Genomic DNA, 25,917 nt, shown 5'->3' with positions numbered 1-25,917 from the left:
GGCTGAACGAGCCCCGGAAGACGCCCGTATGGAACGGAGCGGTTCACCCCGCCCAGGATTGGAGTTCCATGCGACGCACACGAAAACGCTCGACACTGGCCAACCGGGCGATCGCCGCCTCGGCTGCCCTGATACTGGGCGGCGGCGGGTTGATCGCGGCCAACGTCTACGCTTCCGCCGGCGAGGGCTGGTCCGACTGGTCCGGCCCACAGCAGCAGAGGCCGCTGAACGCCGCCGGACAGCGGATGTCCACCATCGACTGCCCCGAAGTCGCCAACGGACTTCCGGCGGTGCCCGACCGGGCACGCGCCGAAGTGGACCGGGAACTGGCGAACATGGACACCCAGATCACCGAGGCGTACCAGCGGTTCGCCGACCAGCGGCAACGGATCCAGCAGGATCCCGCCTTCGCGCAGAACGCGATCCTGAATCCCTTGAAGGACAAGCGGGTGGCCGCGATCGAGCGCATCGTGATCGCCATCGACCGCGTCGCGCAACGCCCCGAGGGCTTGCAGGGTCTCGCCCCGTGCACCCTGCGTGCGGACGACACCGACCAGGTGAAGGACCAGAACGGCGGCGACCAGCAGCAGGGCGGTCAGGGCCAAGGACAGGACCAGGGCCAAGGACAGGGACAAGGCCAAGGACAGGGACAAGGCCAGGGGCAGGGCCAGGCGGGCAACGGTCCCGTGGCGGGCGACTTCACCGACATCCGGAACGTCCAGCCCAACGTCCGCAGCCCGCGCAAGTCGCGGGGTGCCTCGCGGGGAACCTTCACCACCAGTTGCGGAACGAACCAGAACGGCAAGTTCAACCCGGACAACGTGATCGTGGCGCCCGGCGTGAGCAACGGCGCCCACCATATGCACGACTACGTGGGCAACCAGGCCAACGACGCCTTCGCCAGCGACGACGACCTCGCCAACGGGCAGACCACCTGCCGCAACCAGGGCGACAAGTCCTCCTACTTCTGGCCGGTGCTGCGCCTGCAGAACGGCCAGAACGAGAACGACGCCAACGCGGACGGCGGCGGCAAGGACCAGAACGTCGGCGAGATCCTCACTCCGAGCCAGGTGACGATGAACTTCGTCGGCAGCCCGGCCGGCAAGGTCACGGCCATGCCGAAGTTCCTGCGCATCATCACCGGCGACGCCAAGGCGTTCACCAACGGTGTCGCGAACGCCAACGCCTCCTGGAGCTGCACCGGCTTCGAGGACCGGCAGCTGAAGGACAAGTACCCGATCTGCCCCCAGGGCAGCCAGGTCGTCCGCTCCTTCAAGTTCCAGAGCTGCTGGGACGGCCGGAACACCGACAGCGCCAACCACCGCACGCACGTCGCCTTCGCCGACGGCAACGGCCGCTGCCCCAACGGGTTCCGCGCCATCCCCCAGCTCGTCCAGCGGATCGTCTACGACGTCCCGCAGGGGTCCGTGTTCGCGGTGGACTCGTTCCCCGAGCAGCTCCACAAGCCGGTCACCGACCACGGGGACTTCATCAACGTCTTCAGCAAACGGCTGATGCAGCAGATGGTGAGCTGCATCAACGGCGGGCGCCGGTGCGCCTGACCGGAGCCGGGCGCGCCCGGCCGGGGCGCGCCCGGCACCCCGGCGGATCCTGAACGAGGTCGTCCGGCCGCGCCGGACCGACCGGCCGGACGACCGGTACCACCGTTCCGTGCGAGCGGACGAGGGGCCGGACCACCAGGTGGTGGTCCGGCCCCTCGTCCGCTCGCGGATCAGCTCCCGTGCCGCCCCGAGTGGCCGTCGTGGCCGCCCTTCCCGTCGCGCTCCCCCTCGTGCTCCCCGGCACCACCGCCGCTCCCCGAGTGGTGCGCGGAGCCGGCCTCCACCTCCCCGCCGAGCCGGTCGCGCAGTGCCGTGACCACCTTCTCCTCGCCGACCGCCACCCACTTGCGGCCGACCAGGTACGCGCCGCCGTAGTCGTTCGCCTCGTTGATCCACTCGCGCTGGCCGCGGTCGGTGGCGAAGGTGGCCAGCACATAGGCGCCTTCCTTCGTCCTGCAGTTGGCCTGGCGGATCTCCTCCGCGTCCGTCTGTATGTTCGGGTCGCACGCGACCTTCGCCGCCAGCTCCTCCAGGGTGCCCGTCGCCGTCTCCGGCGCGGCGTCGGGGTCCTCTCCGCCCGTGCCGCACGCCGCCGCGGCGGGCAGGGCCAGGGCCACCAGGACGGCCGTCAGCAACGCCAAACGAGTTCGCTCCGTACGCATCCGGCCATCGTGCCGGTTCGCACCCCGGCTCAGGGGGCGAACGCCGAGTAACGTGCGACACGTCCGCACCTGATGTTCCGTCACATCGTGGAGGAGCGCGCCGTGACCGACCTGTCGAGACGAACGCTGCTGGGGGCCGCCGGCGCGATCGGCGTGGGCACCCCCCTCACCGGGGCCGCGCCACCGTCCGCCCTCCCGGAGGAGAACCGCATGGGCCCGGCCCGCGCCGCCCTCGAACGGCTGCTGCCGGGGCACGCGGACCAGATCCGGCTCACCCCGCTCCACGGCGGCCCGGACCGCTTCCGGGTCACGGGGGCCACCGGGCGCGTCGAGGTCGCCGCCACCGGCCCCGGCACGGCCCTCACCGGCGTCCACTGGTACCTGAAGTACCGGTGCCGGGCGCACATCTCCTGGGCCGGTACGCAGGTGGACCTGCCGGCCCGCCTGCCCGCGCCCCGCGAGCCGCTCGCCCGGGAGGCCACCGTCCCGCACCGGTTCGCGTTCAACGACACGCACGACGGGTACACCGCGCCGTACGCCGACTGGGCGCGCTGGGAGCGGCTCATCGACGTCCTCGCCCTGCACGGCTGCAACGAGGTCCTCGTCACCACCGGGCAGGAGGCCGTCTACCACCGCCTCCTGCGGGACTTCGGGTACACGGACGCCGAGGCCCGCGCCTGGCTGCCCGCCCCCTCCCACCAGCCCTGGTGGCTGCTGCAGAACATGAGCGGGTACGGCGGCCCCCTCCGCCCCGAGCTGATCGCCCGCCGGGCGGCGCTGGGCCGCCGCATCGCGGACCGGATGCGCGAGCTCGGCATGCGCCCCGTCCTGCCCGGCTACTTCGGCACCGTCCCGGGCGGCTTCGCGGACCGCAACCCGGGCGCCCGGACGATCCCGCAGGGCATGTGGGCGGGCCTGGAGCGCCCCGACTGGCTCGACCCGCGCACAGAGGTCTTCGCACGCGTGGCGGAGGCCTTCTACCGCCACCAGGCGGACCTCTTCGGCGAGGTGCGGCACTTCAAGATGGACCTGCTCCACGAGGGCGGTTCGGCCGGTGACGTACCCGTCCCCGAGGCCGCGCGCGCGGTGCAGGCCGCCCTGCGCGCCGCCCGCCCCGGCGCCATCTGGGTGATCCTCGGCTGGCAGGGCAACCCGCGCCGCGACCTGCTCGACGCGCTCGACCCGCGCGGGCTCCTCGTCGTCGACGGGCTGTCCGACCTGGAGACCGTCACCGACCGCGAGAAGGACTGGGGCGGCGTCCCGTACGCCTTCGGCACCATCCCCAACTTCGGCGGCAGGACGACCATCGGCGCCAAGACCCACCTGTGGACCGAGCGCTTCACCGCCTGGCGCGACAAGCCCGGCTCCGCCCTCGCCGGAACGGCCTACATGCCGGAGGCCGCCGAGCGGGACCCGGCCGCCTTCGAGCTGTTCTCCGAGCTGGCCTGGCGGCGTGAACCGGTGGACCGCACCCGCTGGTTCGAGCGGTACGCCGACCTGCGCTACGGCGGCCGGGACGCACGCGCGCGCGAGGCCTTCGCCGTCCTGCGGGACACCGCGTACCGGATCACCAGCCGCGACGGCCGCCCCCACGACTCGGTCTTCGCCGCGCGCCCCGGCCTCACCGCCCGCTCCGGCGCCCACTACGCCACGCACACCCCGGCGTTCGACCCGGCCCGCTTCGACGGGGCGTTCGCCGCGCTGCTCGGCGTACGGGAGCCGCTGCGCCGTTCCGACGCGTACCGCCACGACCTCACCGACCTGGGGCGCCAGGTGCTGGCCAACCGCTCCTGGCAGCTGATCGGACAGCTCGGGACGGCGTACGCGCGCGAGGACCTGGACACCTTCCGCGCGCTGTCCCGGCTGTGGTTGCGGCTGATGCGGCTGAGCGACGACATGACCGGCTCGCACCACGCGTTCCTCCTCGGCCCCTGGCTGGCCGACGCGCGCCGGGAGGGCCTGGAGCGCACCGCCCGCGTGCTCGTCACCACCTGGGGCGACCGCCCCACCGCCGACGGGGGACGCCTCGCCAACTACGCCAACCGCGACTGGTCCGGGCTGATCGCCGACTTCCACCTGCCCCACTGGCGGGCCTACCTCGACGAACTGGAGGACGCCCTCGCGCAGGGCCGCGCGCCCAGGGCCTTCGACTGGTACGCGATCGAGGAGCCCTGGACGCGCGGGACGCGGCCCTATCCCCTCCGGCCCCCGCACGACCCGTACCGCACGGCCCGGCGCGTGCACGAGACCCTCGCCCGCGCCCCCTTCCAGGGCGCCGTCACGGTCAGCAGCACCCCGGCGGCCCTCCCCCCGGGCGCCGCCGCGCGGGTCACCGCCACCTTCCGGAACGTCAACGGCCTGCGCGCCACCGGCCCCGTGAGCCTGGTCCTCACCGGCTTCGGGGACCAGCCGCCGCTGCGGCTCCCGTCCGTCCCGCCGGCCGGCACGGGGACCGTCTCGTGGGGCGTCGCCGCCCCGGCCGGCCCCCTCGCCGCCCCGGTGGAACCACTGCCCTGCGAGGTGCTCGCCACCTACGGCCCCGAGGGCGAGGCGCCGGTCACCACCGCGCACCGGGGGGATCTGTACCTGGCGGGGCCCCTGGACCGGCGGTGGCGCACGTACACCAGCAACGGGGCCGTCTTCGGGCAGGCGGGGGGCCGGTACGCGGTCAACGGTGGCGGCCGGGACCTGTGGAAGGGCACCGAGGAGTTCGGCGCCCTCTACGAGGAGGGGGTCTTCCGCGACGGCGCGGTGCTGACCGTCCGGGTGGACGCGCAGGACGCCACCGGCCCCTGGGCCCGTGCCGGGATCGTCGTACGGAACCTGCTGGGGACCCCCGGGGCGCCGGGCTTCCTCAACCTGGCGGTGACCCCGCGCAACGGCGTGGTGCTGTCCTGGGACGCGGACGGGGACGGCACGCTCGACACCTACCGGAGGGTCACCGGCGCCGGGGCGCCGGTGCTGCTGCGCCTGTCCCGCGCGGCGGACGGCGTCACCGGATCCTGCTCGGCGGACGGCGGCGCCACCTGGCGTACGGTCGCCACCGTCCGGGTGCCGGGCGCGGCGGCCACGCAGGACGCGGGCCTGTTCATGACCGCCATGGACGGTGGTGGCGGGACGCGCGGGACGGCCGTGTTCAGCGCGGTGGGCGGCTGGGGGGACGCGCCCGGCAGGTGACCATCGCCGGATTCGCTCGTTCTGCTGAACGTGAGCACCCAGGAACTCGCCGCCCCCGCCCCCGCACCCGTCGACGTCGACCAGGCCGAGGCGGCCCTCGTCGAGCACTACCCCAGGCTGGTGCGGATCGCCTATCTGGTGCTGCCGTCCGACCTCGGCCGCAACCGCCGCGTGCTGACCGCGCACTCCGTGGCGCAGCGCTCGCTGCCGCGCCGCCGCGCCTCGGGCGGGGAGGGCGGGATGCCGGGGCAGCGGCGGCCCGAGGACGCGGTGGACCCCGGGTACGCGTACGTGCGCGCCCGGGTGCTGCGCCAGGCCCTGGACGCCGGGTTGCCGCTGCGGCGCAGGGCCTGGCCCAGGCGGGCGCAGCTGCCGCCGCTGCTGCCCCAGGTGTGGGGGCTGCGGCTGTTCCCGCGTGCCGGGGGCGCCGACGAACTGGCGCTGGACCAGCGGCTGGCGTCCCTGTCGGGGCCCGGCCGCGCGGCGTACGTGCTGCGCGGGCTGGAGCGGCAGGGGGACGCCGAGGTGCGGCGGGTGCTGGCGGCCGCCGGGGTCGCGGACCCGGAGGCGGCGCTGGCCGAGGCGGACGCGGTGGAGGCGCCGGGCGGGACCGGCGCCGCCGGGCTGCTGGAGTCGCCCGAGTTCGACCCCTGCTCGTTGCAGGCCCGGCCCACGGACCTGATGCGGCGGCGCCAGCACGGCAAGGCGGCGCTGGCGGCGCTCGCGGCCGCCGTGGTGTGCGGGGCGCTGCTGGGGCTGCCGGGCGACGGGTGGGGTCCGGACGGGGCGGCGGCGCCGTCGTACGCGCGCAATCCGGTGTCGGAGGCGGCGCTCGACCCGGTCAATCTGCGGCGGGTCGCCCCGGCCGCCTGGCAGCGCTCGGAGCGTACGGACTTCTCGGTGTGGCCGGCGCGCGGCGCGCTGGTCGGCGACCGGGCGCTGCTGCGGCGTGCGCTGGCGGTGTGGGCGCGTCCGGGGGCCACCGTGCAGGTGTCGGCCACGCCCGGCACCCCGCCGGGGCCGCCGATGGGGCCGCCGCAGTTGCTGTTCGCCGGTGAGGTCGACCAGGCGCGGGTGGTGCTGTTCCACGACGGTCTGCGGGCGGTGCGGTACGCGGAGCCGAAGGACGGTACGGAGGGCGCCGCGCTGGACTTCGCCCGGACGGACGGCGCGGACACGGCCGCGTCCGCCGCCCTGGTGGTGGGGCGCACCCACGCCAACGTGCGGTATCTGACGGCACCGTGGGTACGCGAGGTGTCGGCGCGCGACCTGCTGGCCCCGTCGGCCGGGGCGCGCCCGCTGGAGCGGGACGCGCACGGGGTGACGGACGCGCTGCTCAGCCCGGTGGCGCCGAGCGAGTGCCGGGCGTGGGACGTGCTGGAGGTGCGGGACGGCTCGGCGACCCGGACCCTCACCGACCTCGGGGAGCTGGCCCCGGTCCGGCTGACGTCGGGCCCGCCGTCCGCGCCGGCCGACCTGGCGGACGCGGGCGCCGGGGCGCGCGCGGAGTGGGCGCGCACGGCGTGTCTGCTGCCGGCGGTGCGCGCCAAGGGCGTCCGGGCGGTGAACTCCTGGCGGTTCGCCGAGCAGGAGCTGCCGGGTGCGGCCGGTACGGCGGGCACCGCCGCCTGGGTGTGCACGCGGATGGAGACCTGGCGCGGTACGGGAGGTTCGGTGCTGGCGCAATTCCAGGCGCCGTCCGCGAAGGCGGGTGCGGTCGTGGCGAAGGCGGAGGACTCCCCGGCGTGCGGGACGCGGGAGCCGCGCGTCCTGGCGGGCGCGCTGTGGCGGTCCGGGGACGGGCGGTGGTGGATGCTGGCGGCCGGCAGTCCGCAGGTGGCGTCGGTCACCGTGGCGGGCGGGGCGACGGGCGGCGTGGACGACGCCCGGTTGCTCGCCGTGGAGGTGCCGGGCAAGCCGGGCGAGCAGGTCGAGCTGACGGGGCGGCTGGAGGACGGCACGAAGATCACGTCCCTTCGCTGAGCCCCGGCGGGGTGCTGGAGCCGCGCGTGGTGAAGGGCGGGGCGGACCCGCCGCGGCGAGCCGCTGAGGGACGCGGAGCGGCACGACGCGATGCTGCTCCGCATCTCGCGCTGTCGCGGCGGGCGGCCGGCGCCGGATCTGTGAGGCGGTGGGGCACCGGCGGCCGGTGCCCCACCGCCTGTCCCGTCAGAACGGTGGCTCGCCCCAGTTGAGGCACACCGCCGCCGACTTCACCCGGTGCGGGACACCGTTGACGGTGAGCGTGACGTAACCGCCGTACGGCCCGCCCTGGCTGGCGTGCCACTCCCAGCAGTCCTCGACGACATCGGTCGGACCGTAACAGGCGTGGTTCGTCCCGGTGGGCAGCGTCTTCTCGTTGCACCCGGCGTCACCGAAGGAACTGGTGATGCCGCCGCTCATCGTGACGGGCTTGCCGGAGAAGTTGTTGGCCACGAGGACGACCTGGGCCTTGCCCAGGTCGCTGACGACGAGGCAGCCCTGGAATCTGACCCCCGGTGCGGCCGGGTGCTCGACGGCCTTCTCGCAGTCGTAGAACGGCCCGACGACCGGCTGCCAGTTGGGAGCCGCCACCGCGGTGCCCGCCCCCAGGACGGTGGCCCCCATCAGCGCCGCCCCGGCGACGACCCCCTTGAACGTCTTGAGCACGAACACCCCTCCCCTGGATCACATGTTCGATACTCGAAGCGTAGATCATTCCCGGCGAGATCTCCGGTCATTTACGGCAGCAGGAGCCAGTCGGCGGCGAGGGCGGCGAGCAGGCCGGTGGCGAGCAGCCAGGTGCCGAGACGGGTGCGGCCGTTGCGGCTGAGTTCGATGACCACACCGCACAGGATCATGGCCAGTCCGTAGACGCCGACCACGAGGACGGAGGTCCGGCTGGCCAGCCGGAGCACCAGGACGACCGCCAGCGCGACCAGCAGGACGGACGCCGCGGCGATGCGCAGGCGCCGGGCCTGGCGCGGGGTGAAGCCGGTGCGCGGGGCCGGGGATTCGGGGTCGGATGTGGTCATGCCCGGCAGCGTAGCGAACTGTGTAGGGGCCACTGTTCGAAGGGCTGTCGGGCGCGGCGGTTAGGCTGTTCGCATGACGACCGGGACGCGCCGCAGGATGGGCGTCGAGGAGCGCAGACAGCAGCTGATCGGCGTCGCGCTGGAGCTGTTCGGCCGCCGCTCCCCCGAGGAGGTGTCGATCGACGAGATCGCCGCCGCCGCGGGCATCTCCCGGCCGCTGGTGTACCACTACTTCCCCGGCAAGCAGAGCCTGTACGAGGCGGCGCTGCGGCGTGCGGCGGACGAGTTGGCCGACCGGTTCGTCGAGCCGCCCGAGGGTCCGCTGGGGGCCCGGCTGCTGCGGGTGATGGAGCGGTTCTTCGACTTCGTGGAGGAGCACGGGCCGGGGTTCTCGGCGTTGATGCGGGGCGGGCCGGCGGCCGGCTCCAGTACGGCGAACGCCATGATCGACGAGGTGCGCCGGGCGGCGTACGAGCAGATCCTGGCCCACCTCGGTGTCACGGACCCGTCCGCCCGTCTGGAGCTGGTCGTGCGGTCGTGGGTGTCGCTCACCGAGTCGACGGCGTTGCTGTGGCTGGACGGGCGGCGGATACCGCGCGGTGAGCTTCAGCTGCAACTGGTGCACGACTTCGCGGCGCTGGCGGCGGTGAGCGCGGCGTACGACGGGGAGATGGCCTCGCTGCTGCTGCACGTGCTGGCCGACGAGCCGGTCGACGGCCCGTTCGGCGAGCTGGTCGACCGGCTGGCGACGCTGCTGCCGAAAGTCCCCGCCGCGACGGCGCGGAGCGCCGGCCCGGGCTTCCGCGCCGGCGGTACGTCAGCGTGAGCGGTAGGAGGGGTCGAGGTCGTGGACCTCGGCGGAGACGTGCAGCGCGCGGCCCTCGGCCGGCTTGACGAACTCCGGTACGAGCGCGAGGACGGCCTCCGTCAGCCGCGCCTTGGCCTCGTCGCTGCGGCCGGCGAGCAGGTCGATGCCCACGTGCACCAGGGCGTCGTCGGCCGCGCCGTCCCCGACCACGGTGTCCTCGGTCCGGCGCGTGCGCGTCTTGCAGGCGGCGAGCCGGGCCCCCACCGTCTCGACGACCAGGGGGTGGAGGGCCAGCGCGAAGCCCCGGCGGTCGAAGTCCTCGTCGAGGGAGGCGGAGTAGTCGACGGTGATCTGCGGCATGGCTGCGGCTCCTGGTCGTGGTGGGCGTCCGGGCCACGATAGAGCGGGGCGCCACGGTCCGGAACAGCTGTCCGAACCGTGGCGCCCCGGGGGCCCAGGTCCTGTCCTTCGGATCAGGCCGGATCGGAAAGCGGGGTCTGGTGGCCCCGCCCGATCCGGAAGGCGGCCCTTAGCGCCGGGTGAACACCGCCACCGTGCGGGCGGGGACCGTGAAGGTGCCGGTGGCCGCCTCGTACGAGGACCTCTTCACCGTGGCGTCGGAGCCGTTCGCCTGGACCGGGTGGAGGGCGTGGCCCTTGCCGGACAGGGCGGGAACGGGCTGGGCCTGCTCCTTCGGTGTGGCGTTGAAGACCACGACCAGGTGCCCGAGGCGCATGGTGATCACGCCGGGGGTCTCGTCCGTCCCGGAGAGCGGGAAGGACAGGGCGTCCTGCACCTCGCCGACCGTCGCCAGGCTGAAGACCTTCTCCGTCGTACGGATCTTCAGCAGGTCCTGGTAGGCGGCGGAGGCGCCGGTGATCTGCGGGCAGCCGACGGTGAGGGACGGGGAGGCCAGCAGCGGCTTGCCGAAGGACCACTTGTCCTTGTTGTCGGCGGCCGGCGGCAGGCCGCGTCCGAAGCCGTTGCCGGCCCGGCAGTCCCAGTTGAGGACGTTGAACCAGTCGCCGCTGTCGTAGGAGTTGCGGTCCAGCGACTTGGAGCGGAGCAGGTCGCTGCCCGCCTGGGAGAGCGCCGGGCCCTGGGACAGCGCGGCGGTCGCCATGGCGAGCACCTGCATCCTGGCCCGCTCGTCGGGGGACGTGGCCGCCGGGAGCTTGAAGGCGAGCGCGTCGTACAGGGTCTCGTTGTCGTGGGCGTCCGCGTAGGCGAGGGCGTCGCCGGGGGCGGCGGCGTAGCCGGCGGGGGCGCCGTTGTAGTCGACCTCGGAGCCCTTGGCCTTCCGGCCCGAGGTGTCGGTGAAGGTGTAGGAGGCGAGGTTGCCGGAGAGGCCGACCTTGATCAGGTCCTGGTAGTGCAGGAGGCGGGCCTTCTGCTCGGCCGGGGTGCCGTTGGCGGTGGACGTGTTGGGGTCGGTGAACAGGCCGGAGGCGAAGCCCTGGACGCCGGGGTCGGCGTCGAAGGGGCCGCCGCCGCGTACGGCGTCGCGGGCCCGGTCGGAGAAGGTCGCGATGCCGGTGCCGGCCATGTTCTTCTGGGTGGCCTGGACGAAGCGGGCGTCGTCGGCGATCTCGCCGAAGTTCCAGCCCTCCCCGTACAGGATGATCTTCTTGCCGTCGACGCCGTCCTTCGCGACGGTGAGCCCGTCGAGGGCCTTGCGGACGGCGAGGATGTTGGCCTTGGGGTGGTGGCCCATCAGGTCGAAGCGGAAGCCGTCGACCTTGTACTCCTTGGCCCAGGTGACCACCGAGTCGACGACGAGCTTGCCCATCATCGTGTTCTCGGGCGCGGTGTTGGCGCAGCAGGTGGAGGTGGCGACGGTGCCGTCGGCGAGCAGCCGCTGGTAGTAGCCGGGGACGATCCGGTCGAGGACCGACCGGTCCGACTGGCCGCTCGCCACGGTGTGGTTGTAGACCACGTCCATGACGGTGCGCAGCCCGGCCTTGTTCAGGCCCTGCACCATCTGCCGGAACTCGACGGTGCGGCGGGTGCCGTCCGGGTCGGAGGCGTAGGAGCCCTCGGGGACGGTGTAGTGCAGCGGGTCGTAGCCCCAGTTGAAGGCGTCCTTGGCGGCGGCCTTCGACACGCAGCTCTGCTGCTCGTCGGAGTCGGGCGCGTACGCCTTCAGGTCGCAGTCCGGGGTGGCCTGGTCCGGCTTCCTCTCGGGGATGGTGCCGATGTCGAAGACGGGCAGCAGGTGGACGTGGGAGGTGCCGCTGCCGGCCAGCTTCCTCAGGTGCTTCATGCCGTCGGAGGCGCTGTCGGTGAAGGCCAGGTAGCCGCCGGGGTGCTTGGCGGTGCGGTCGGCGATCGAGAAGTCGCGGACGTGCAGCTCCTGGATGCGCGCGTCCCGCAGCGGGGTGGCGGCGGGCTTCCTCAGGGTCGTCCAGCCGGCCGGGGCGAGCTTCGGGTCGGCGAGGTCGGTGACCAGGCTGCGGGCGGAGTCGGCGGTGAGGGCGGTGGAGTAGGGGTCGGTGACCTTGTTGGTGACGACCTTGCCGGCGGCGGGCGCCCAGACCTTAACCTCGTACCGGTAGGGCTTGTCCTTCCAGCTCTTGCCGCCGGTGACGGACCAGACGCCGGTGGTCGCGTCGCGCTTCATGGGCACGCGCCGGCCGTCGAGTTCGAGGGCGACGTGCTGGGCGGTCGGCGCCCAGACGGAGAGGGTGGGCACGCCGTCGCGGAACACGGGGCCGAGGGCCTTGTGCCGCGCCCGCGCGCCGTACAGGTCGTCCAGGACGCCCGGGATCTGGACGCCGGTGGCGGCGAGCAGGGCTCCGTTGGCGGCGCGCCGGGTGGCGACGACCTGGCCGCGCAGGGCGTCGCGCACCCGGTCGCGGTCGCGCGGGTCGAGGGTGAAGGCCGGGTACTCCGCGAGATGCGGGAACATCGCCTTCTGGGCGTCGGTGAGCGTGCCGGGGTTCAGCCGCAGCCAGCGGCCCTCGTCGGAGAGGGCGCCACCGGTCGCGGTGAGGGAGCCGACCCGGTCGTACACGAGCTGGGTGCTGGTGCCGGGGGTGGCCTTCACCTTCCAGACGACGGTGTTCGCGTCGATCCACTGGGCCTCGGCCTTGGTGAGGTCGAGGGCGGGTGCGGCGCCGGTGGTGGGCAGCAGGTAGCCACTGTCACCGGTGAGGAGCCAGACCTCCTTGCCGTACGTGCCGAAGTCCAGGGACCGGTCGGCGGGGACGTCCTTCTCGTCGCCCTTGTGGACGATGTAGGAGAGGGACGTGGCCCCCGGGGCGAGCGGCACCTCGAAGGTGAGGCCGAAGGCGTCCTTCCGCACGGGCTGGAGCGGCTTGGACCAGTCGGTGGGGGTGGCGGCGCCGGTCCAGGTGTGCAGGCCCCAGCCGTCGTAGTTCCCGTCGGGGCGGTGGTAGTGGATGACGGCCTTGCCCTGGTCCTGCGGCGGGTAGGCGCCGCCGGGGGCCTTGTCCTGCTGGCCGTCCGCGCCCTGCTTGATCCAGACCTCGCCGGTGGCGGCCAGGTCGAGGGTGCGCCGCGGGCCGTCGGTGGTGCCGTTCTTCTCGACGGTGTACGGGACGGACGCGGTGCCGTCCTCGACCTTGACCCAGGCGAAGGCGCCGTACGCGTCGCGGCCGGTGAAGGCGGCGGCGGTGGCCCCCGCCGCGCCCGTCCTCAGCCGCCAGCCCTCGTAGTCGCCGTCGGGCCGCTGGTAGTGGACGACGGCGTAGTCGCGGTCCACGGCGCTGGGCCTGCCGGGCTTCGGTGCCTGTCCGGCGGTGGTCGCGGCGAGGGCGCCGGCGGTGCGGCCGGTGCTGTCGACGACGACGGCCTTGTAGCGCAGGGGCGTGCCGGCCCGCACCGAGGCGGGGACGTGGTGGGTGACCTTGTAGGGGGCGTGGTCGGCGGAGCCGAGGCTCTGCCACTTCCCGTCGCCGGTCTGGGCGGCGAAGACGACCCGGTTCAGGCCGCCGCCGTCGACGTCCGCGGTGATCTCGACGGTGCCGGTGGCGCCGGCGGCCGGGGCCTTGAGGGCGATGGTGGGCGCGGTGGCAGGGGCGGGTACGGGCTTGCCGGCCCTGAGGACGACGGAGGACAGGGCGGGGACGGTCACCTTCAGCCGGTGGCCGCCGCCGGTGACGGCGCCCTTGCCGCCGTACAGGTACCGGAAGGCGGTGTCCGGGGAGTCGGTGGCGAGCTCCACGGTCCTCGGGGCGGTGGCGTTGTTGACGGCGACGACGTACTCGGTGCGCGTCCTGGTGTCGGTACGGGAGAAGGCGTACACGCCCCGGCCGTCGTCGGCGTGCCGCTCGGTCTGGACGCCGTCGCGGAGCGCCGGGTGGGCCTTGGTGAGCCGGGACAGGGCGGCGATGGACCGGTAGAGGGGGTGGCCGGTGTCGTACGCGTCGGTGGCGTGCGTCCGGTCGGTGCCGAGCTGGTCGTCGTCGAGGTAGTCGGCGGTCTTCGACGCGAAGAGCGTCTGGCGGGCGTCCTTGTCGCCGCCCGCGCCGGTGAAGCCCTGCTCGTCGCCGTAGTAGACGACCGGGTTGCCGCGGCTGAGGAACATCAGCTCGTTGGCGAGCCGGTAGCGGTTGACCAGCTCCGCGTCGCCGGCCTCGGCGTTGTCCTGCTTCAGGAAGGTGCCGAAGCGGCCCATGTCGTGGTTGCCGAGGAAGGACACCGACTCGTAGGCGTTGGCCTTGTCGGTCGTGTAGCGGTAGTCCTGCGCGAACAGCTCGGAGAGCTTGCCGGCGGGGCCGCCCTGGGAGGCGTAACGGCGGGCGGCGTCCTGGAAGGGGAAGTCGAGGGTGGCGTCGAGACGGCCCCGGGTGACGTAGGGGGCGGTGACGGCGGGGTCGGCGGAGTACACCTCGCCGAACATGAAGAAGTCGTCACGGCCGCGCTTGGCGGCGTACGCGTCGAGGGCGGTGGCCCACTGCGTCCAGAACTCGGAGTTGACGTGCTTGACGGTGTCGACGCGGAAACCGTCGATGTCGAAGTCGCGCACCCACCGCTGGTAGATCCTCTCCATGCCCTCGACGACCTCGGGGCGCTCGGTCCACAGGTCGTCCAGGCCGGCGAAGTCGCCCTGGGTGGAGGACTCGCCGGCGAAGGTCGAGTCACCCCGGTTGTGGTACATCGTGGGGTCGTTGAGCCAGGAGGGGACCTTGAGGTTCTTCTTGGCGTCGGGGACGACCGGGGTGCGGGGGAAGGAGTCGCGGTCGGTCTTCGGGAACGGCTCGGTGCCGTCGGCGTAGTCGGCGTCGTCGAAGGGGACGCCGTCCTTCGTGAGGTACGGGAAGGCGCCCTTGGACAGGTAGTCGTAGGACTTCTCCTTGTAGTCGACGACATCGGCGGTGTGGTTGGTGATGACGTCGAAGAAGACCTTCATGCCCTTGGCATGGGCCTTGTCGATGAGCTTCTCCAGGTCCGCGTTGGTGCCGAAGTGCGGGTCGACCTGGGTGAAGTCGGTGATCCAGTAGCCGTGGTAGCCGGCCGAGGCGTCCTTGCCCTCGCCCTGGACGGGCTGGTTCTTGAAGATGGGCGCCATCCAGATGGCGGTGGTGCCCAGGCCCTTGATGTAGTCGAGCCTCTCGGTGAGGCCCTTGAGGTCGCCGCCCTGGTAGAAGCCCTTGTCGGCGGGGTCGTGGCCGGTGGTGAGCCGGGACCCGGTCAGTCCGCCGCGGTCGTTGCCCGGGTCGCCGTTGGCGAACCGGTCGGGCAGGACGAAGTAGAACTGCTCGCGGGTCAGGTCGTGCCGGGCGGGCTCGCCCGCGAGCGCCCTGTCCGACGGCGGGGCGGGGGGCGCGGGCGCGGCGGTCGCCGGCAGGGCCGGGACGAGTGCCGCGACCGTCGCCGCCGCGAGGGCGGCCGCGGTTCTGCGCGGGAGGCGCGGGGCGCGCGGCAGGGATCGGGGGCGTATCAAGGCGGGATCTCCTCGATGAGGGTTGCGGGGACGGGGGTGGCGTGCCGCCCCGGGCCCGGGTGGGGCGCGGGGCGGCCGGTGGGTCGGACGGGATCGGGTCGGGTCGGGGCCGGGGGCGTCGTGCCGGGACGGCCCGTGCCGGGGCCGGAGGGCCGGGCCGGGGGCCGGGGCGGGGCCCGGCACGGGGCTCGGGCCGGGTGAGCGGCCCCGGGCCGGGCGCCGGGGCTCGCGGCTCCGGGGCCCGGCTCCCCCGGTGCGGTTCCCGCGGCTCGGGGTTCCGGGCCGCGGGAGGGCGCGTCCGGCGTCAGGAGCGGAACGTGTCGTTCAGGGTGACCGTCCCGGAGGCGGGGACGGTGGCGGTGCGGTTCGCGCCGGACTCCCAGGTCACGTTCCCGGCAGCGTCCTTGCGGACGTACTTGTACGCGAAGGACGTCCCGGCGGGGAGCGTCACGGCGAGCTTCCAGACCGGGTAGGCCGCCGGGTCCAGCTTCGGCGCGGCGGCGGTGTTCCAGTTGCCGAGGGCGGCCTGGTCCCCGACGACGTGGATGTTCTCGCCGGGGACGGTGGTGGCGTTGACCGCGAAGGACGCCCCGGTGGCGGCGGGCGGCGGCGTCGTGGACCCCGCGCCGCAGGTGCGGGCCCCGGCGTGCAGCGCCACGGCCGTACCGGCACCGAGCGTCGCCGTGAACCGGCCGGAGCCGTCGACCGTGACGGGCCGGTTGTTCTGTACGTCGCAGTAGTCACCGGCGGGCAGCGACGTCTGGAACGTCCGGGTGAGCGCGGACGTCTCGTGGTTGAGGGCCACGTACGCCTTGGTGCCGCGCCCGAAGGCGATCTGGTCGCCGCCGTTGTCCCACCAGTTCGTGACACCCTGACCGCGGGCCACGTTCCGGAAAGCGACCATGGAGGCGATCTCGCGCCAGGCGTGCTGGCACTTCCAGCCGTCGCTGTAGCAGGCGCTCACGTTCCCGCCGCTGGGCGGCCCGGCGTCCTTGTCGGTCCACTCGTAGCCGGAGTGGACGTCCGGGGAACCGTACGGCCAGGCCAGCATGAAGACGTTGGCCAGCGTGTAGGCGGAGCCGTTCTTGTAGTTCAGGGTGTCGCCGCCGCGCTCGGTGTCGTGGTTGTCGACGAAGACGCCGGACCTGCCGGACTCCATGTGGCCCCACGCCTCGCCGAAGTTCTTGAGGTGGGCGAGGTTCTCACCGAGGAAGACGCGCTTGAGGTCGCGGGCGTACCGGAACTCCTGGACGTCGCCGTTGCCGAGGTACTCGGCGGGCGAGACGGCCTCACCGGCTCCGTGTATCGCCTCCTGCTTCCAGTACACGCCGGGATGGGTGAGCTTGGCCTTGATGGCTGCCAGGTCGTTCGCCGGCATGTGCTTGGCGGCGTCGATGCGGAAGCCGTCGACGCCCAGCGCCAGCAGGTCGTTCATATAACCGGCGATCTTGGTGCGGACGTACTCCTCGCCGGTGTCCAGGTCGGCGAGACCGACGAGCTCGCAGTTCTGGACGTTGGCGCGGTCCTGGTAGTTGGTGATCTGCGCCGTGCAGTCGTTCATGTCGGGCGCGGAGTACAGGCCCGGGTAGCCGTACTTGGTGTACGCCGAGCCTCCGGTGCCGGTGCCGTTGCCCGCCGCCATGTGGTTGATGACGGTGTCGGCGACGACCTTGACGCCCGCGCCGTGGCAGGTGTTCACCATGGACTGGAAGGCGGCCCGGTCTCCGAGGCGGCTGGCGATCCGGTAGCTGACGGGCTGGTACGAGGTCCACCACTGGGCGCCCTGGATGTGCTCCTGCGGCGGGGAGACCTGGACGTACCCGTAGCCGGCCGGGCCGAGGGTGTCGGTGCACGCCTTGGCCACCGAGGCGAAGGTCCACTCGAACATCACGGCGGTGACGTCCTTGTCGCCCGGCGCGGCCGCGCGGGCGGGCGTGGGGGGCGCCGTGACGGCCACAGCGGCTCCCGCCGCGATGGCGAGTGCGGCGGCCACGATCTTTCTGGCCATGTTTCCTCCTGGGGAATGGGAGGTGCGGTTGCGACGGTGCAGCCTCGTGCGGCAACGCGCCGTGCCCGCAAGGCCCTGTTGAAGCTTCTTGCTGCAAGAAAGCATCAATGGTTTTCGGTCGTGACCGTACGAGCCCCCCGCGACGCGGTCAACCCCTTGGACACACGCGGTTCACATGTGAGAAATCCGCCGGATCCAAACTTGCAAGACCTTTCGCAAGCACTTGCAGTGGTGTTACGTTCAACCAGGACTCCGGTCCGGTCGGCCGGGGGTTCCCGTACCCCGGGGCCCCACGCGCCCGGCCGGCCGGGCCGGGCACGCCGTACCGGTTCCCGACCGGGGACCGGACGGCGTCGCAAGCCGGAGGCCCGGGGCCGATGAACACCCCGCCGCGCCCGATCACGGGCAGGCCCCGGGCCCCCTCACCCCCGCGATCCCGCGACCCCGGGCGTTCACCCGCGCCCGTTCACCCGGGCCGATTCACCTGCGCTGTGCGGTGGAACCGCGTACCACCAACTCCGGCTGGAAGACGAACTCCGTGCTCCCCCAGCTACCGCTGGGAGGTGCCCCCAGCACCGGGTTGCCGTCGATCTCCTCCAGCAACGCGTCCACCGCCGCCGTGGCCATCGCCTGCACCGGCTGGCGCACCGTCGTCAGCGGCGGGTCCGTGAACGCGATCAGCGGCGAGTCGTCGAAGCCGACCACCGACACGTCACGCGGTACGTCGAGACCCCGCCCGCGCACCGCCCGTACGGCGCCCAGCGCCATCAGGTCGCTGGCGCACACGATTCCCGTGCAGCCCTGGTCCAGCAGCGTCTCGGCCGCCGCGTGGCCGCCCTCGACACCGAACAGGGTCTGCCGCACGCGCAGTTCGGCCTCCTCCGGGCCGACCCCGAGCAGATCGCGCAGCGCGGCCGTGAACCCCTCGGCCTTGCGCCGGGAGGGCACGTACCGGGTCGGTCCGATGGCCAGCCCGATCCGCTCGTGCCCCAGCTCGACGAGGTGCCGCACCGCCATGCGGGCGGCCGACCGGTCGTCGGGCGAGACGAAGTGGGCGTCGATGTGCTCGTTGAAGCCGTTGATCAGTACGAACGGCACGCCCCGGCCCGCCAGCCGCACGTACCGGGACGGGTCGGCGCTGGTGTCCGCGTGCAGCCCGGAGAGGAACACGATGCCGGTGACGCCGCGCTCCTCCAACTGCTCCACCAGCTCGTCCTCGGTGGCGCCGCCCGGCATCTGGGTGCACAGCACGGGCGTGTAGCCGTGCCCGGCCAGCACCTGCTCGATGACCTGGGCGAACGCCGGGAAGATGGGGTTGGTCAGCTCCGGGATGACCAACCCCACCAGGCCGGCGCTGCGCCGCTTGAGCCGCACCGGCCGCTCGTAACCGAGCACGTCGAGCGCTGCCAGCACCCGGGTCCTGGTCGGCCCGGCGACACCCGCCTTGCCGTTCAGGACCCGGCTGACCGTGGCCTCGCTGACGCGGGCCTGCGCGGCGATGTCGGCGAGCCGCGGGGCGCCCCCTCCTCCGTCGCCCCGCGGCTCGGTCCGTGCGTCGCCACGGGGCGACAGGATCGTCACACCGCCCACCAGACGGTGCTGTCGGCGGGCAGCTCCGCGGTGCCGTCCACGCTGGTGCGCACCTGCGCGCTGGCCAGCAGCATCCGGCCGGGCACCGCTATGCGCACGGCGCCGCCCGTGGTGTTGGCGTGGCACACGAAGGAGCCGCGCCGGAAGGCGAGCACGCCCTCGGGGGCGTCCAGCCACTCCACGCCGTCCCCGGCGCCGAGCCCGGGCTGTTCGCGGCGCACCGCCAGCGCGGTGCGGTACAGCTCCAGCGTGGAGCCCGGGTCGCCGGCCTGGGCCTCGACGCTCAAGGGCCCCCAGGCGGCCGGCTGGGGCAGCCAGCTGCCGCCGCTGCCGAAGCCGTACGAGGAGCCCTCCACCGTCCAGGGGATCGGCACCCGGCAGCCGTCGCGGAAGCCGTCCTGGCCGGTCGCCCGGAAGAACGACGGGTCCTGGCGCACCTCGTCGGGCAGGTCGGTGACGTCCGGCAGGCCGAGCTCCTCGCCCTGGTAGACGTACGCGGAGCCGGGCAGCGCCAGCATCAGCAGCGTGGCCGCCCGCGCGCGGCGCAGCCCGAGCTCGCGGTCGCCGGCGGTGCGCAGCTGGGTGCCGAGGCCGGGCGGGTTGGCGAACCGGGTGGCGTGCCGGGTCACGTCGTGGTTGGACAGCACCCAGGTGGTGGGGGCGCCGACGGGGCGCATCGCGGCGAGCGAGGCGTCGATGACCCGGCGCAGTTCGGCGGCGTCCCAGTAGGTGCCGAGGTACTGGAAGTTGAACGCCTGGTGCATCTCGTCGGGGCGTACGTACTTGGCGGTGCGCTCGACGGTGGGGGTCCACGCCTCGGCGACCAGGACGCGCTCCCCGTCGTACTCCTCCAGTACCTGGCGCCAGCTGCGGTAGATCTCGTGGACGCCGTCCTGGTCGAAGAACGGCATGACATCGTTCCCGAGCAGCTTGAGCTGGTCGTGGGCGCCGATGTCGGGCAGTCCGGCCGCCTTGACCAGGCCGTGGGCGACGTCCACGCGGAAGCCGTCGACGCCCATGTCGAGCCAGAAGCGGAGGATGGAGCGGAACTCGTCGCGGACGGCCGGGTGCTCCCAGTTGAAGTCGGGCTGCTCGGGCGCGAACAGGTGCAGGTACCACTCGCCGTCCTCGACCCGGGTCCACGCCGGGCCGCCGAAGATGGACTCCCAGTCGTTCGGGGGCTCGGAGCCGTCGGCGCCGCGGCCGGGGCGGAAGTGGTAGCGCTCGCGCAGCGGCGACCCGGGGCCCTCGCGCAGCGCGCGCTGGAACCACTCGTGCTGGTCGGACGAGTGGTTGGGCACCAGGTCGACGATGATGCGCAGGCCCAGCTCGTGGGCCTCGCGGATCAGCGCGTCGGCGTCGAGGAGGTTGCCGAACATGGGGTCGATGGCGCGGTAGTCGGCGACGTCGTACCCGGCGTCGGCCTGCGGGGAGGCGTAGAAGGGGCTGAGCCAGACGGCGTCGACGCCGAGGTCCTTCAGGTACGGCAGCCGGCTGCGGATGCCTTCCAGGTCGCCCATGCCGTCGCCGTTGCCGTCGGCGAAGCTGCGCGGATAGACCTGGTAGATCACCGCGTCTCTCCACCAGCCCGTGTGCGTGCCGGTGACGGGGGCGGCGGGGGCAGCGAGGTGCTGGGTCATGTCTTCCCTGGAGTGGAGGAGTGGAGCGGCCGCCTGTCCCCCGACGGGAGCGTCGGGCCGGACCGGCGCCGCGGACCGGGATGCGTGAGGGGCGTCGGGACGGCGTGCGGCCCGCCCCCGCGCGGGACGTGTCCGGGGCGCGGGGTGGGCGTGACACGCGTCGTCCGCCGTCGTCCCTACGACTTGGTGGCACCGGCCGTCAGGCCGGAGACCAGGTGGCGCTGGACGAGGCCGAAGACGACCGCGGCGGGCGCGGCGATCAGTACGGCCGCGGCGGTCAGCGAACCCCAGTCGGCCGTGTACTGGTTGACGAAGGTCTGCAGACCCCCGGCGAGGGTGAGGTTCTCCTCGCCCGTCATGAACGCGGACGCGTAGGCGACCTCGCCCCAGCCGGTGATGAACGTGTAGAAGGCGGTGACGGCCAGTCCGGGCTTGGCCAGCGGCATGATCAGCCGCCAGAACGTGCCGAACGGGGTGAGGCCGTCGACCCGGCCCGCCTCGTCGATCTCGGCGGGGATGCCGTCGAAGTACCCCTTCATCATCCAGGCGCAGAACGGCACGGCGACGGTGAGGTACGTGATGACCAGGCCGACCGGCTGGTTCAGCATGCCCAGCGAGGCGAGGAGGTTGTACAGCGGCACGATCAGGACCGCGACCGGGAACATCTGGGTGATCAGCAGCAGCCACATCAGGGGCCGCAGGCCCGGGAAGCGGAAGCGGCTGACGGCGTAGCCGGTGGTGGCGGAGATGAAGACGCCGACGACGGTGGTGATGCCCACCACGACCAGAGAGTTGCCGAGCCAGGCGAGGAACTGGGTGTCGGAGACGACGTGGCTGTAGTTGCCGAGGGTGAAGTTCTTGATCACCGAGGTGTCGAAGGCGTCGGTCTTGGGCTTGAACGACGTGACGACCAGCCACAGCGGCGGGAAGACCGCGACGAGGGTGGCGACGAGCAGCGTCAGGTGCAGCCCCGCGGAGGCGAGCGGCGAACGCTCGCCCCGGGCCCGTACCTTGCGCGTCGGCGCGGTCTGCGTGTTGGTGCTCACCACATGTCTCCCTGCTTGCGGAGCGCGCGGCGGTAGGCCACCGCGAAGAGCGACAGGAGCGCCAGGATCAGCACGCCCCAGGCCGCCGATCCCGCGAAGTCGCGGGGGCTGACGACGAACGAGAGCTTGTAGGCGTACGTCACCAGGATCTCGGTGGCGTCGCCCGGTCCGCCCCGGGTGAGCAGGAAGATCACCGGGAACATGTTGAAGGTCCAGATGGAGCTGAGCAGGATCACCGTGCCGGACACCGGGCGCAGCCCGGGCAGCGTGATGTGGCGGAACCGCTGCCAGGCGGTCGCGCCGTCCATCTCGGCGGCCTCGTACAGCTCGCCGGGGATGGACTGGAGGCCGCCCAGCATGGCGACGAGCATGAAGGGCACGCCGAGCCAGACGTTGACGGCGATGACGGAGACCTTGGCCCAGGTGGGGTCGTTCAGCCAGGAGATCGCGTCGATGCCGCCGCCGGCGAGGAGCTTGTTGAACAGGCCGCTGCGCTCGTTGAACAGCAGCCGCCAGGTGAAGACGGAGACGAAGGCCGGGACGGCCCACGGCAGGATCAGGGCCATGCGGTAGAAGGTGCGGCCCTTGATCTTGCGGTTGAGCATGGTGGCCAGCACCAGGCCGAGGGTGAAGGACAGGGCGACACAGCTGACGGTCCAGACCACGGTCCAGCCGAGTCGGTCCCAGAAGACGTTGTCGGTGAGGACGGCCTTGTAGTTCTCGAGGCCGACGAACTCGTACGTCGCCGGGATGTGGTTGATGCCGATGGTGCGCTCGACGTTGGCCTCGTTGGCGTCCGTCAGCGACAGGTAGACGCCGCGCACCAACGGGTAGCCGATGATCACGCCGATCACGGCCACCACCGGGGCGACCATGCTCCAGGCGTACCAGTGGGTGCTCAGCGCTCTGCGCAGGCGGCCCGGCCCCGGGGACCCGGGGGTGTTGTCAGTGCGGTGGCCGCGGCCGCGGGCGCTCCTGGCGCCCGCGGCCTTCGCCACCGACTGGCTGGTCTCGACAGCCATTGGTCGGTCAGCCCTTCCCACTGCTTACTTGTAGTCCTTGAGCATCTTGCGGTAGGCGTCGCCCGTCTCCTGGGCGGCCTTCTCCGGAGTGGTCTTGCCGCCCAGGACGTTGGCCATCTGGAGGCGGATCGGCTCGAAGAGGGCGTTGCCCTGCGGGATCCACGGACGCTCGACGGCCTTGTCGACGGCCGGCTTGAAGAACTGGACCATCTCGTTGCCCGACACGCTCGGCTTGGTGTAGACCGACAGGCGGGTGGGCAGCAGGCTCAGCTTCTCGGTGGTCGTCTGCTGGACCTTGGCGGAGCTCATGTACTTCGCGAACTCGTAGGACGCGTCGAGGTTTTTGGAACCGGCGTAGACGGAGAGGTTCCAGCCGCCCTGCGGGGAGCCCTGTCCGGCGCTGCCGGCCGGGACGGGCGCGATGCCCAGGTTCTTCGGGTCCTTGAACTCGGCACCGGAGCGCGAGTCGGCGATGGCCCACGGGCCGTTGAGCATCATGGCGACCTTGCCGGACTTGAACGCGTTCTGCATGTTGTTCCAGCCGTCGGAGGCGTCGGTGATCGCCGCCTTCGAGTCGACCAGGTCCTTGATGGTCTTGTACGCCCTGACGCCCGACGGGTCGTCGATGGTGATCTTCTTGCCCTTGGCGTCGACCATGTCGCCGCCCTCGCCGTACAGGAAGGAGAGGAACCAGTACGGGTCGTCGCCGCGCAGGTAGAGGCCGCTCTTGCCGGGCCACTTCTTGCTGACCTTGGCCGACGCGTCCTTCAGGGCCTCCAGGGTCGTGGGGACCTCGGCACCCGCGTCCTTGAGCATCTTCTTGTTGTAGAAGAGGGCCATGGTGTCGATGACCTGCGGGACCGCGTAGGTCTTGTCGTCGAACTTGGTGCTCGCGGCGGCCTGCGGCAGCCAGTCGCCCTGGTTCTCGATGGCACGGGTGCCGTCGAGCGGGGCGAGGTATCCGAGGCTGGCGAAGTCGGCGACCCAGGCGACCTCGGTGCGCATCACGTCGGGGGCGCCCGAGTTGCCGCCGGCCGCGTTCTTGAACTTGGCGTTGGCCTCGCCGAAGGGCACGTTGACGTACTTGACCTTGACCTTGGGGTGCAGCTTGGTGAAGCCCTCGGCCAGGGACTGGTACGTCGCCTTCTCGGCCTCGTTCGAGGTGTCCCAGAAGGTGACGGTGCCGGACAGCTCGCCAGAGCTGTCGGTCCCGCCCTGGTTGTCGCCGCCGCCTCCGCACGCCGCCGTCGTCAGACCGAGGGCCGCGACCAGCGCGGTGGCCGCTATGCCACGCCGCATGTGAACTCCTTCAACTGATCCCGGGAAGACGAAGGCGGATCACAAGTCTGGATCGCGTGCCTCCTGCAAACCGCTCCCTCGCGGCGCGCCGGGTTGCCAGGAACGTAACAGGGATGAAAACGCGCCGAAAGACCTTGCGGCAAATTTCTGCAAGGCGGGCTGATCGTTACATCCATGTGTCCCTACAGTTGCCGACGGATCGCTTGACAGGCGGGGTGGGGCGGGCTTGCGCGGCCCCGGTGACCTCTGCAAGCCTTTTCGTAATCCCTTGCAGGAGCGTTTCATTGCCGCTGCCACCTCGTTAGATGTACGTAGCCCCCATCCCGGCCCACCGAGAGGGACACCGCACATGGCCCACGAGCTGACCTCGCCCGTCCAGGCGCCGGAGGATCTGCGCCGTGCAAGCTCTTCCAGCGACCGTCCGGGGTGGTGGCGCGACGCCGTCATCTACCAGGTGTACGTCCGGTCCTTCGCCGACAGCGACGGCGACGGCGTCGGCGACCTGCGGGGGGCCCGCGAGCGGCTTCCCCACCTGGCCCGGCTGGGCGCCGACGCGGTGTGGCTCACCCCCTTCTACGCCTCGCCCCAGGCCGACGGCGGCTACGACGTGGCCGACTACCGCGCCGTCGACCCGCTCTTCGGCACCCTCGCGGACGCGGACGACCTGGTGCGCACCGCCCACGAGCTGGGGCTGCGGGTGATCGTCGACATCGTGCCGAACCACACGTCCGACCAGCACCCCTGGTTCCGCGAGGCGCTCACCGGCACGGGGCGCGAGCGCTACCACTTCCGCCCCGGGAAGGGCCCGGACGGGACGCTGCCGCCCAACGACTGGGAGTCCGTCTTCGGCGGCCCCGCCTGGACCCGCACGCGGGACGGCGACTGGTACCTGCACCTGTTCGCCCCCGAGCAGCCGGACCTGAACTGGGACAACGAGGAGGTAAGGGCCGAGTTCGAGTCGGTGCTCCGGTTCTGGCTGGACCTCGGGGTCGACGGGTTCCGCGTCGACGTCGCGCACGGCATGGTCAAGGCGCCCGGGATGCCCGACATCGGGCACGGGGAGCAGGCGCGGCTGGTCGGCACCCAGCAGCTGCCCTTCTTCGACCAGGACGGCGTCCACGAGATCCACCGCGCCTGGCGGCGGCTCCTGGACACCTATGCGGGCGAGCGCATCGCCGTCGCCGAGGCGTGGGCGCCGTCGGCGGAGCGGCTGGCGCTGTACGTCCGCCCCGACGAGCTGCACCAGGCGTTCAACTTCCAGTTCCTGAACTGCCCCTGGGACGCGGCGTCGCTGCGGCGGGTCATCGACGACTCGCTGCGGGCCACCGCGTCGGTGGGCGCGCCGACCACCTGGGTGCTGTCCAACCACGACGTGGTCCGCCACACCACCCGGTACGGCGAGGGCGACACCGGGCTGCGCCGGGCCCGGGCGGCGGCGCTGCTGATGCTTGCGCTGCCCGGCTCGGCGTACGTCTACCAGGGCGAGGAGCTGGGGCTGCCCGAGGTCACGGAGCTGCCCGACGAGGTGCGCCAGGACCCGGCCTTCCTGCGGGGCGACGGCCAGGACGGGCTGCGCGACGGGTGCCGGGTGCCGATCCCGTGGACGGCGGAGGGCCCCTCGTACGGCTTCGGCCCCGGAGGCAGCTGGCTCCCGCAGCCCCCGGAGTGGGGCGGGCTGTCGGTGGAGGCGCAGACCGGCGACCCGGACTCGACGCTGGAGCTGTACCGGAGCGCGCTGGCGATGCGCCGTGAGCACCCGGCGCTCGGCGCGGGCGACGCGGTGGAGTGGCTGCCCGCGCCGGACGGGGTGCTCGCCTTCCGCCGGCGCGCGAGCGGCGCGGGCACCGGCCCGTGGCAGGGCGACCTGGTGTGCACGGTCAACCTCACCGACCGGCCGGTGGCCCTGCGCGCCCCGGGCGGCCGGGTGCTCCTGGCGAGCGCGCCGGCCCCGACGGCGCCCGCCGGCGGGGTGGTGACCGTCCCGCCGCCCGCCGGCCCCGACGCCGGTACCGGCGAGGGCGCCGACGGGGCCGGCGGGGGCGCCCTCGCGGGGGTCAAAGTGCCGCCGCCCGCACGGGAGTCGGCGCTCGGGGCGGACCCCGGCGACGGCACGCCGACCGTCCTGCTCGCCCCCGAGTCCTGCGTCTGGTGGGCAAGCTGACGTGGGGCCGGTACAGTCGC

The 25,917-nt window shown here is 72.8% G+C and carries 16 protein-coding genes; 5 read left to right on the top strand and 11 right to left on the bottom strand.

The features are described 5' to 3' along the window. Positions 1–68: 68 nt before the first annotated feature. On the top strand, positions 69–1,562 hold the full coding sequence (locus IE109_RS00790) for a DUF1996 domain-containing protein (protein ID WP_189548431.1): 1,494 nt from the start codon (positions 69–71) through the stop codon (positions 1,560–1,562). A gap of 170 nt (positions 1,563–1,732) precedes the next feature. Here IE109_RS00790 and IE109_RS00785 read toward each other — a convergent pair whose 3' ends face one another. After that, complete coding sequence (locus IE109_RS00785) at positions 1,733–2,224, bottom strand: hypothetical protein (protein WP_189548430.1); 492 nt, start codon at positions 2,222–2,224, stop codon at positions 1,733–1,735. Between the two features lie 102 nt (positions 2,225–2,326). Between IE109_RS00785 and IE109_RS00780 the strand changes: the two genes are divergently transcribed. Together IE109_RS00780 and IE109_RS00775 are read left to right on the top strand one after the other, a co-directional pair. Next, complete coding sequence (locus tag IE109_RS00780; RefSeq protein WP_189548429.1) at positions 2,327–5,401, top strand: alpha-N-acetylglucosaminidase; 3,075 nt, start codon at positions 2,327–2,329, stop codon at positions 5,399–5,401. Positions 5,402–5,422: 21 nt separating this feature from the next. Next, complete coding sequence (locus tag IE109_RS00775) at positions 5,423–7,384, top strand: hypothetical protein (RefSeq protein WP_189548817.1); 1,962 nt, start codon at positions 5,423–5,425, stop codon at positions 7,382–7,384. A 186-nt stretch (positions 7,385–7,570) separates the two neighbouring features. On the opposite strand, the gene IE109_RS00770 is transcribed toward IE109_RS00775, so the two are convergent. Both IE109_RS00770 and IE109_RS00765 read right to left on the bottom strand, forming a co-directional pair. Beyond that, the gene (locus tag IE109_RS00770) at positions 7,571–8,050 is read right to left on the bottom strand and encodes a hypothetical protein (RefSeq protein WP_189548428.1); all 480 of its coding nucleotides are present in this window, start codon (positions 8,048–8,050) and stop codon (positions 7,571–7,573) included. Between the two features lie 71 nt (positions 8,051–8,121). Continuing rightward, positions 8,122–8,448, bottom strand: a complete 327-nt coding sequence (locus IE109_RS00765) for a hypothetical protein (protein ID WP_373297596.1) — start codon at positions 8,446–8,448, stop codon at positions 8,122–8,124. 40 nt (positions 8,449–8,488) lie between these two features. Between IE109_RS00765 and IE109_RS00760 the strand changes: the two genes are divergently transcribed. Then, positions 8,489–9,241: a TetR/AcrR family transcriptional regulator gene (locus IE109_RS00760; RefSeq protein ID WP_189548426.1), complete on the top strand. Its 753-nt coding sequence runs from the start codon at positions 8,489–8,491 to the stop codon at positions 9,239–9,241. On the opposite strand, the gene IE109_RS00755 is transcribed toward IE109_RS00760, so the two are convergent. The 8 genes from IE109_RS00755 to IE109_RS00720 form a co-directional block, all read right to left on the bottom strand. Next, positions 9,233–9,583: a 5-carboxymethyl-2-hydroxymuconate Delta-isomerase gene (locus tag IE109_RS00755; protein ID WP_189548425.1), complete on the bottom strand. Its 351-nt coding sequence runs from the start codon at positions 9,581–9,583 to the stop codon at positions 9,233–9,235. The genes IE109_RS00760 and IE109_RS00755 overlap by 9 nt on opposite strands. Before the next feature lie 169 nt (positions 9,584–9,752). Continuing rightward, on the bottom strand, positions 9,753–15,128 hold the full coding sequence (gene pulA, locus IE109_RS00750; RefSeq protein WP_373297614.1) for a pullulanase-type alpha-1,6-glucosidase: 5,376 nt from the start codon (positions 15,126–15,128) through the stop codon (positions 9,753–9,755). A gap of 307 nt (positions 15,129–15,435) precedes the next feature. Continuing rightward, entirely contained in the window at positions 15,436–17,139 is a 1,704-nt protein-coding gene (locus tag IE109_RS00745; protein ID WP_189548424.1) for a carbohydrate-binding module family 20 domain-containing protein, read from the bottom strand. Between the two features lie 480 nt (positions 17,140–17,619). Continuing rightward, positions 17,620–18,729, bottom strand: a complete 1,110-nt coding sequence (locus tag IE109_RS00740) for a LacI family DNA-binding transcriptional regulator (RefSeq protein ID WP_373297595.1) — start codon at positions 18,727–18,729, stop codon at positions 17,620–17,622. Beyond that, positions 18,717–20,369, bottom strand: coding sequence for a glycoside hydrolase family 13 protein (locus IE109_RS00735; RefSeq protein ID WP_189548423.1), 1,653 nt, complete (start codon positions 20,367–20,369; stop codon positions 18,717–18,719). The genes IE109_RS00740 and IE109_RS00735 overlap by 13 nt, the downstream gene beginning before the upstream one ends. Positions 20,370–20,545: 176 nt before the next feature. Continuing rightward, on the bottom strand, positions 20,546–21,415 hold the full coding sequence (locus IE109_RS00730) for a sugar ABC transporter permease (RefSeq protein ID WP_229890411.1): 870 nt from the start codon (positions 21,413–21,415) through the stop codon (positions 20,546–20,548). Continuing rightward, positions 21,412–22,437, bottom strand: coding sequence for a carbohydrate ABC transporter permease (locus IE109_RS00725; RefSeq protein WP_189548422.1), 1,026 nt, complete (start codon positions 22,435–22,437; stop codon positions 21,412–21,414). Before IE109_RS00725 ends, IE109_RS00730 begins: the two co-directional genes overlap by 4 nt. A 24-nt stretch (positions 22,438–22,461) precedes the next feature. Further along, a complete protein-coding gene (locus IE109_RS00720) occupies positions 22,462–23,736 on the bottom strand; it encodes an extracellular solute-binding protein (RefSeq protein WP_189548421.1) in 1,275 nt (424 codons plus the stop codon). A gap of 349 nt (positions 23,737–24,085) precedes the next feature. On the opposite strand from IE109_RS00720, the gene IE109_RS00715 reads away from it, so the two are divergent. Beyond that, positions 24,086–25,897, top strand: a complete 1,812-nt coding sequence (locus IE109_RS00715; RefSeq protein ID WP_229890409.1) for a glycoside hydrolase family 13 protein — start codon at positions 24,086–24,088, stop codon at positions 25,895–25,897. Positions 25,898–25,917 lie beyond the last annotated feature (20 nt).

Source organism: Streptomyces lavendofoliae (assembly GCF_014649735.1).
Classification (GTDB): domain Bacteria; phylum Actinomycetota; class Actinomycetes; order Streptomycetales; family Streptomycetaceae; genus Streptomyces; species Streptomyces lavendofoliae.
This window is presented reverse-complemented; position numbering and strand designations above follow the sequence as displayed.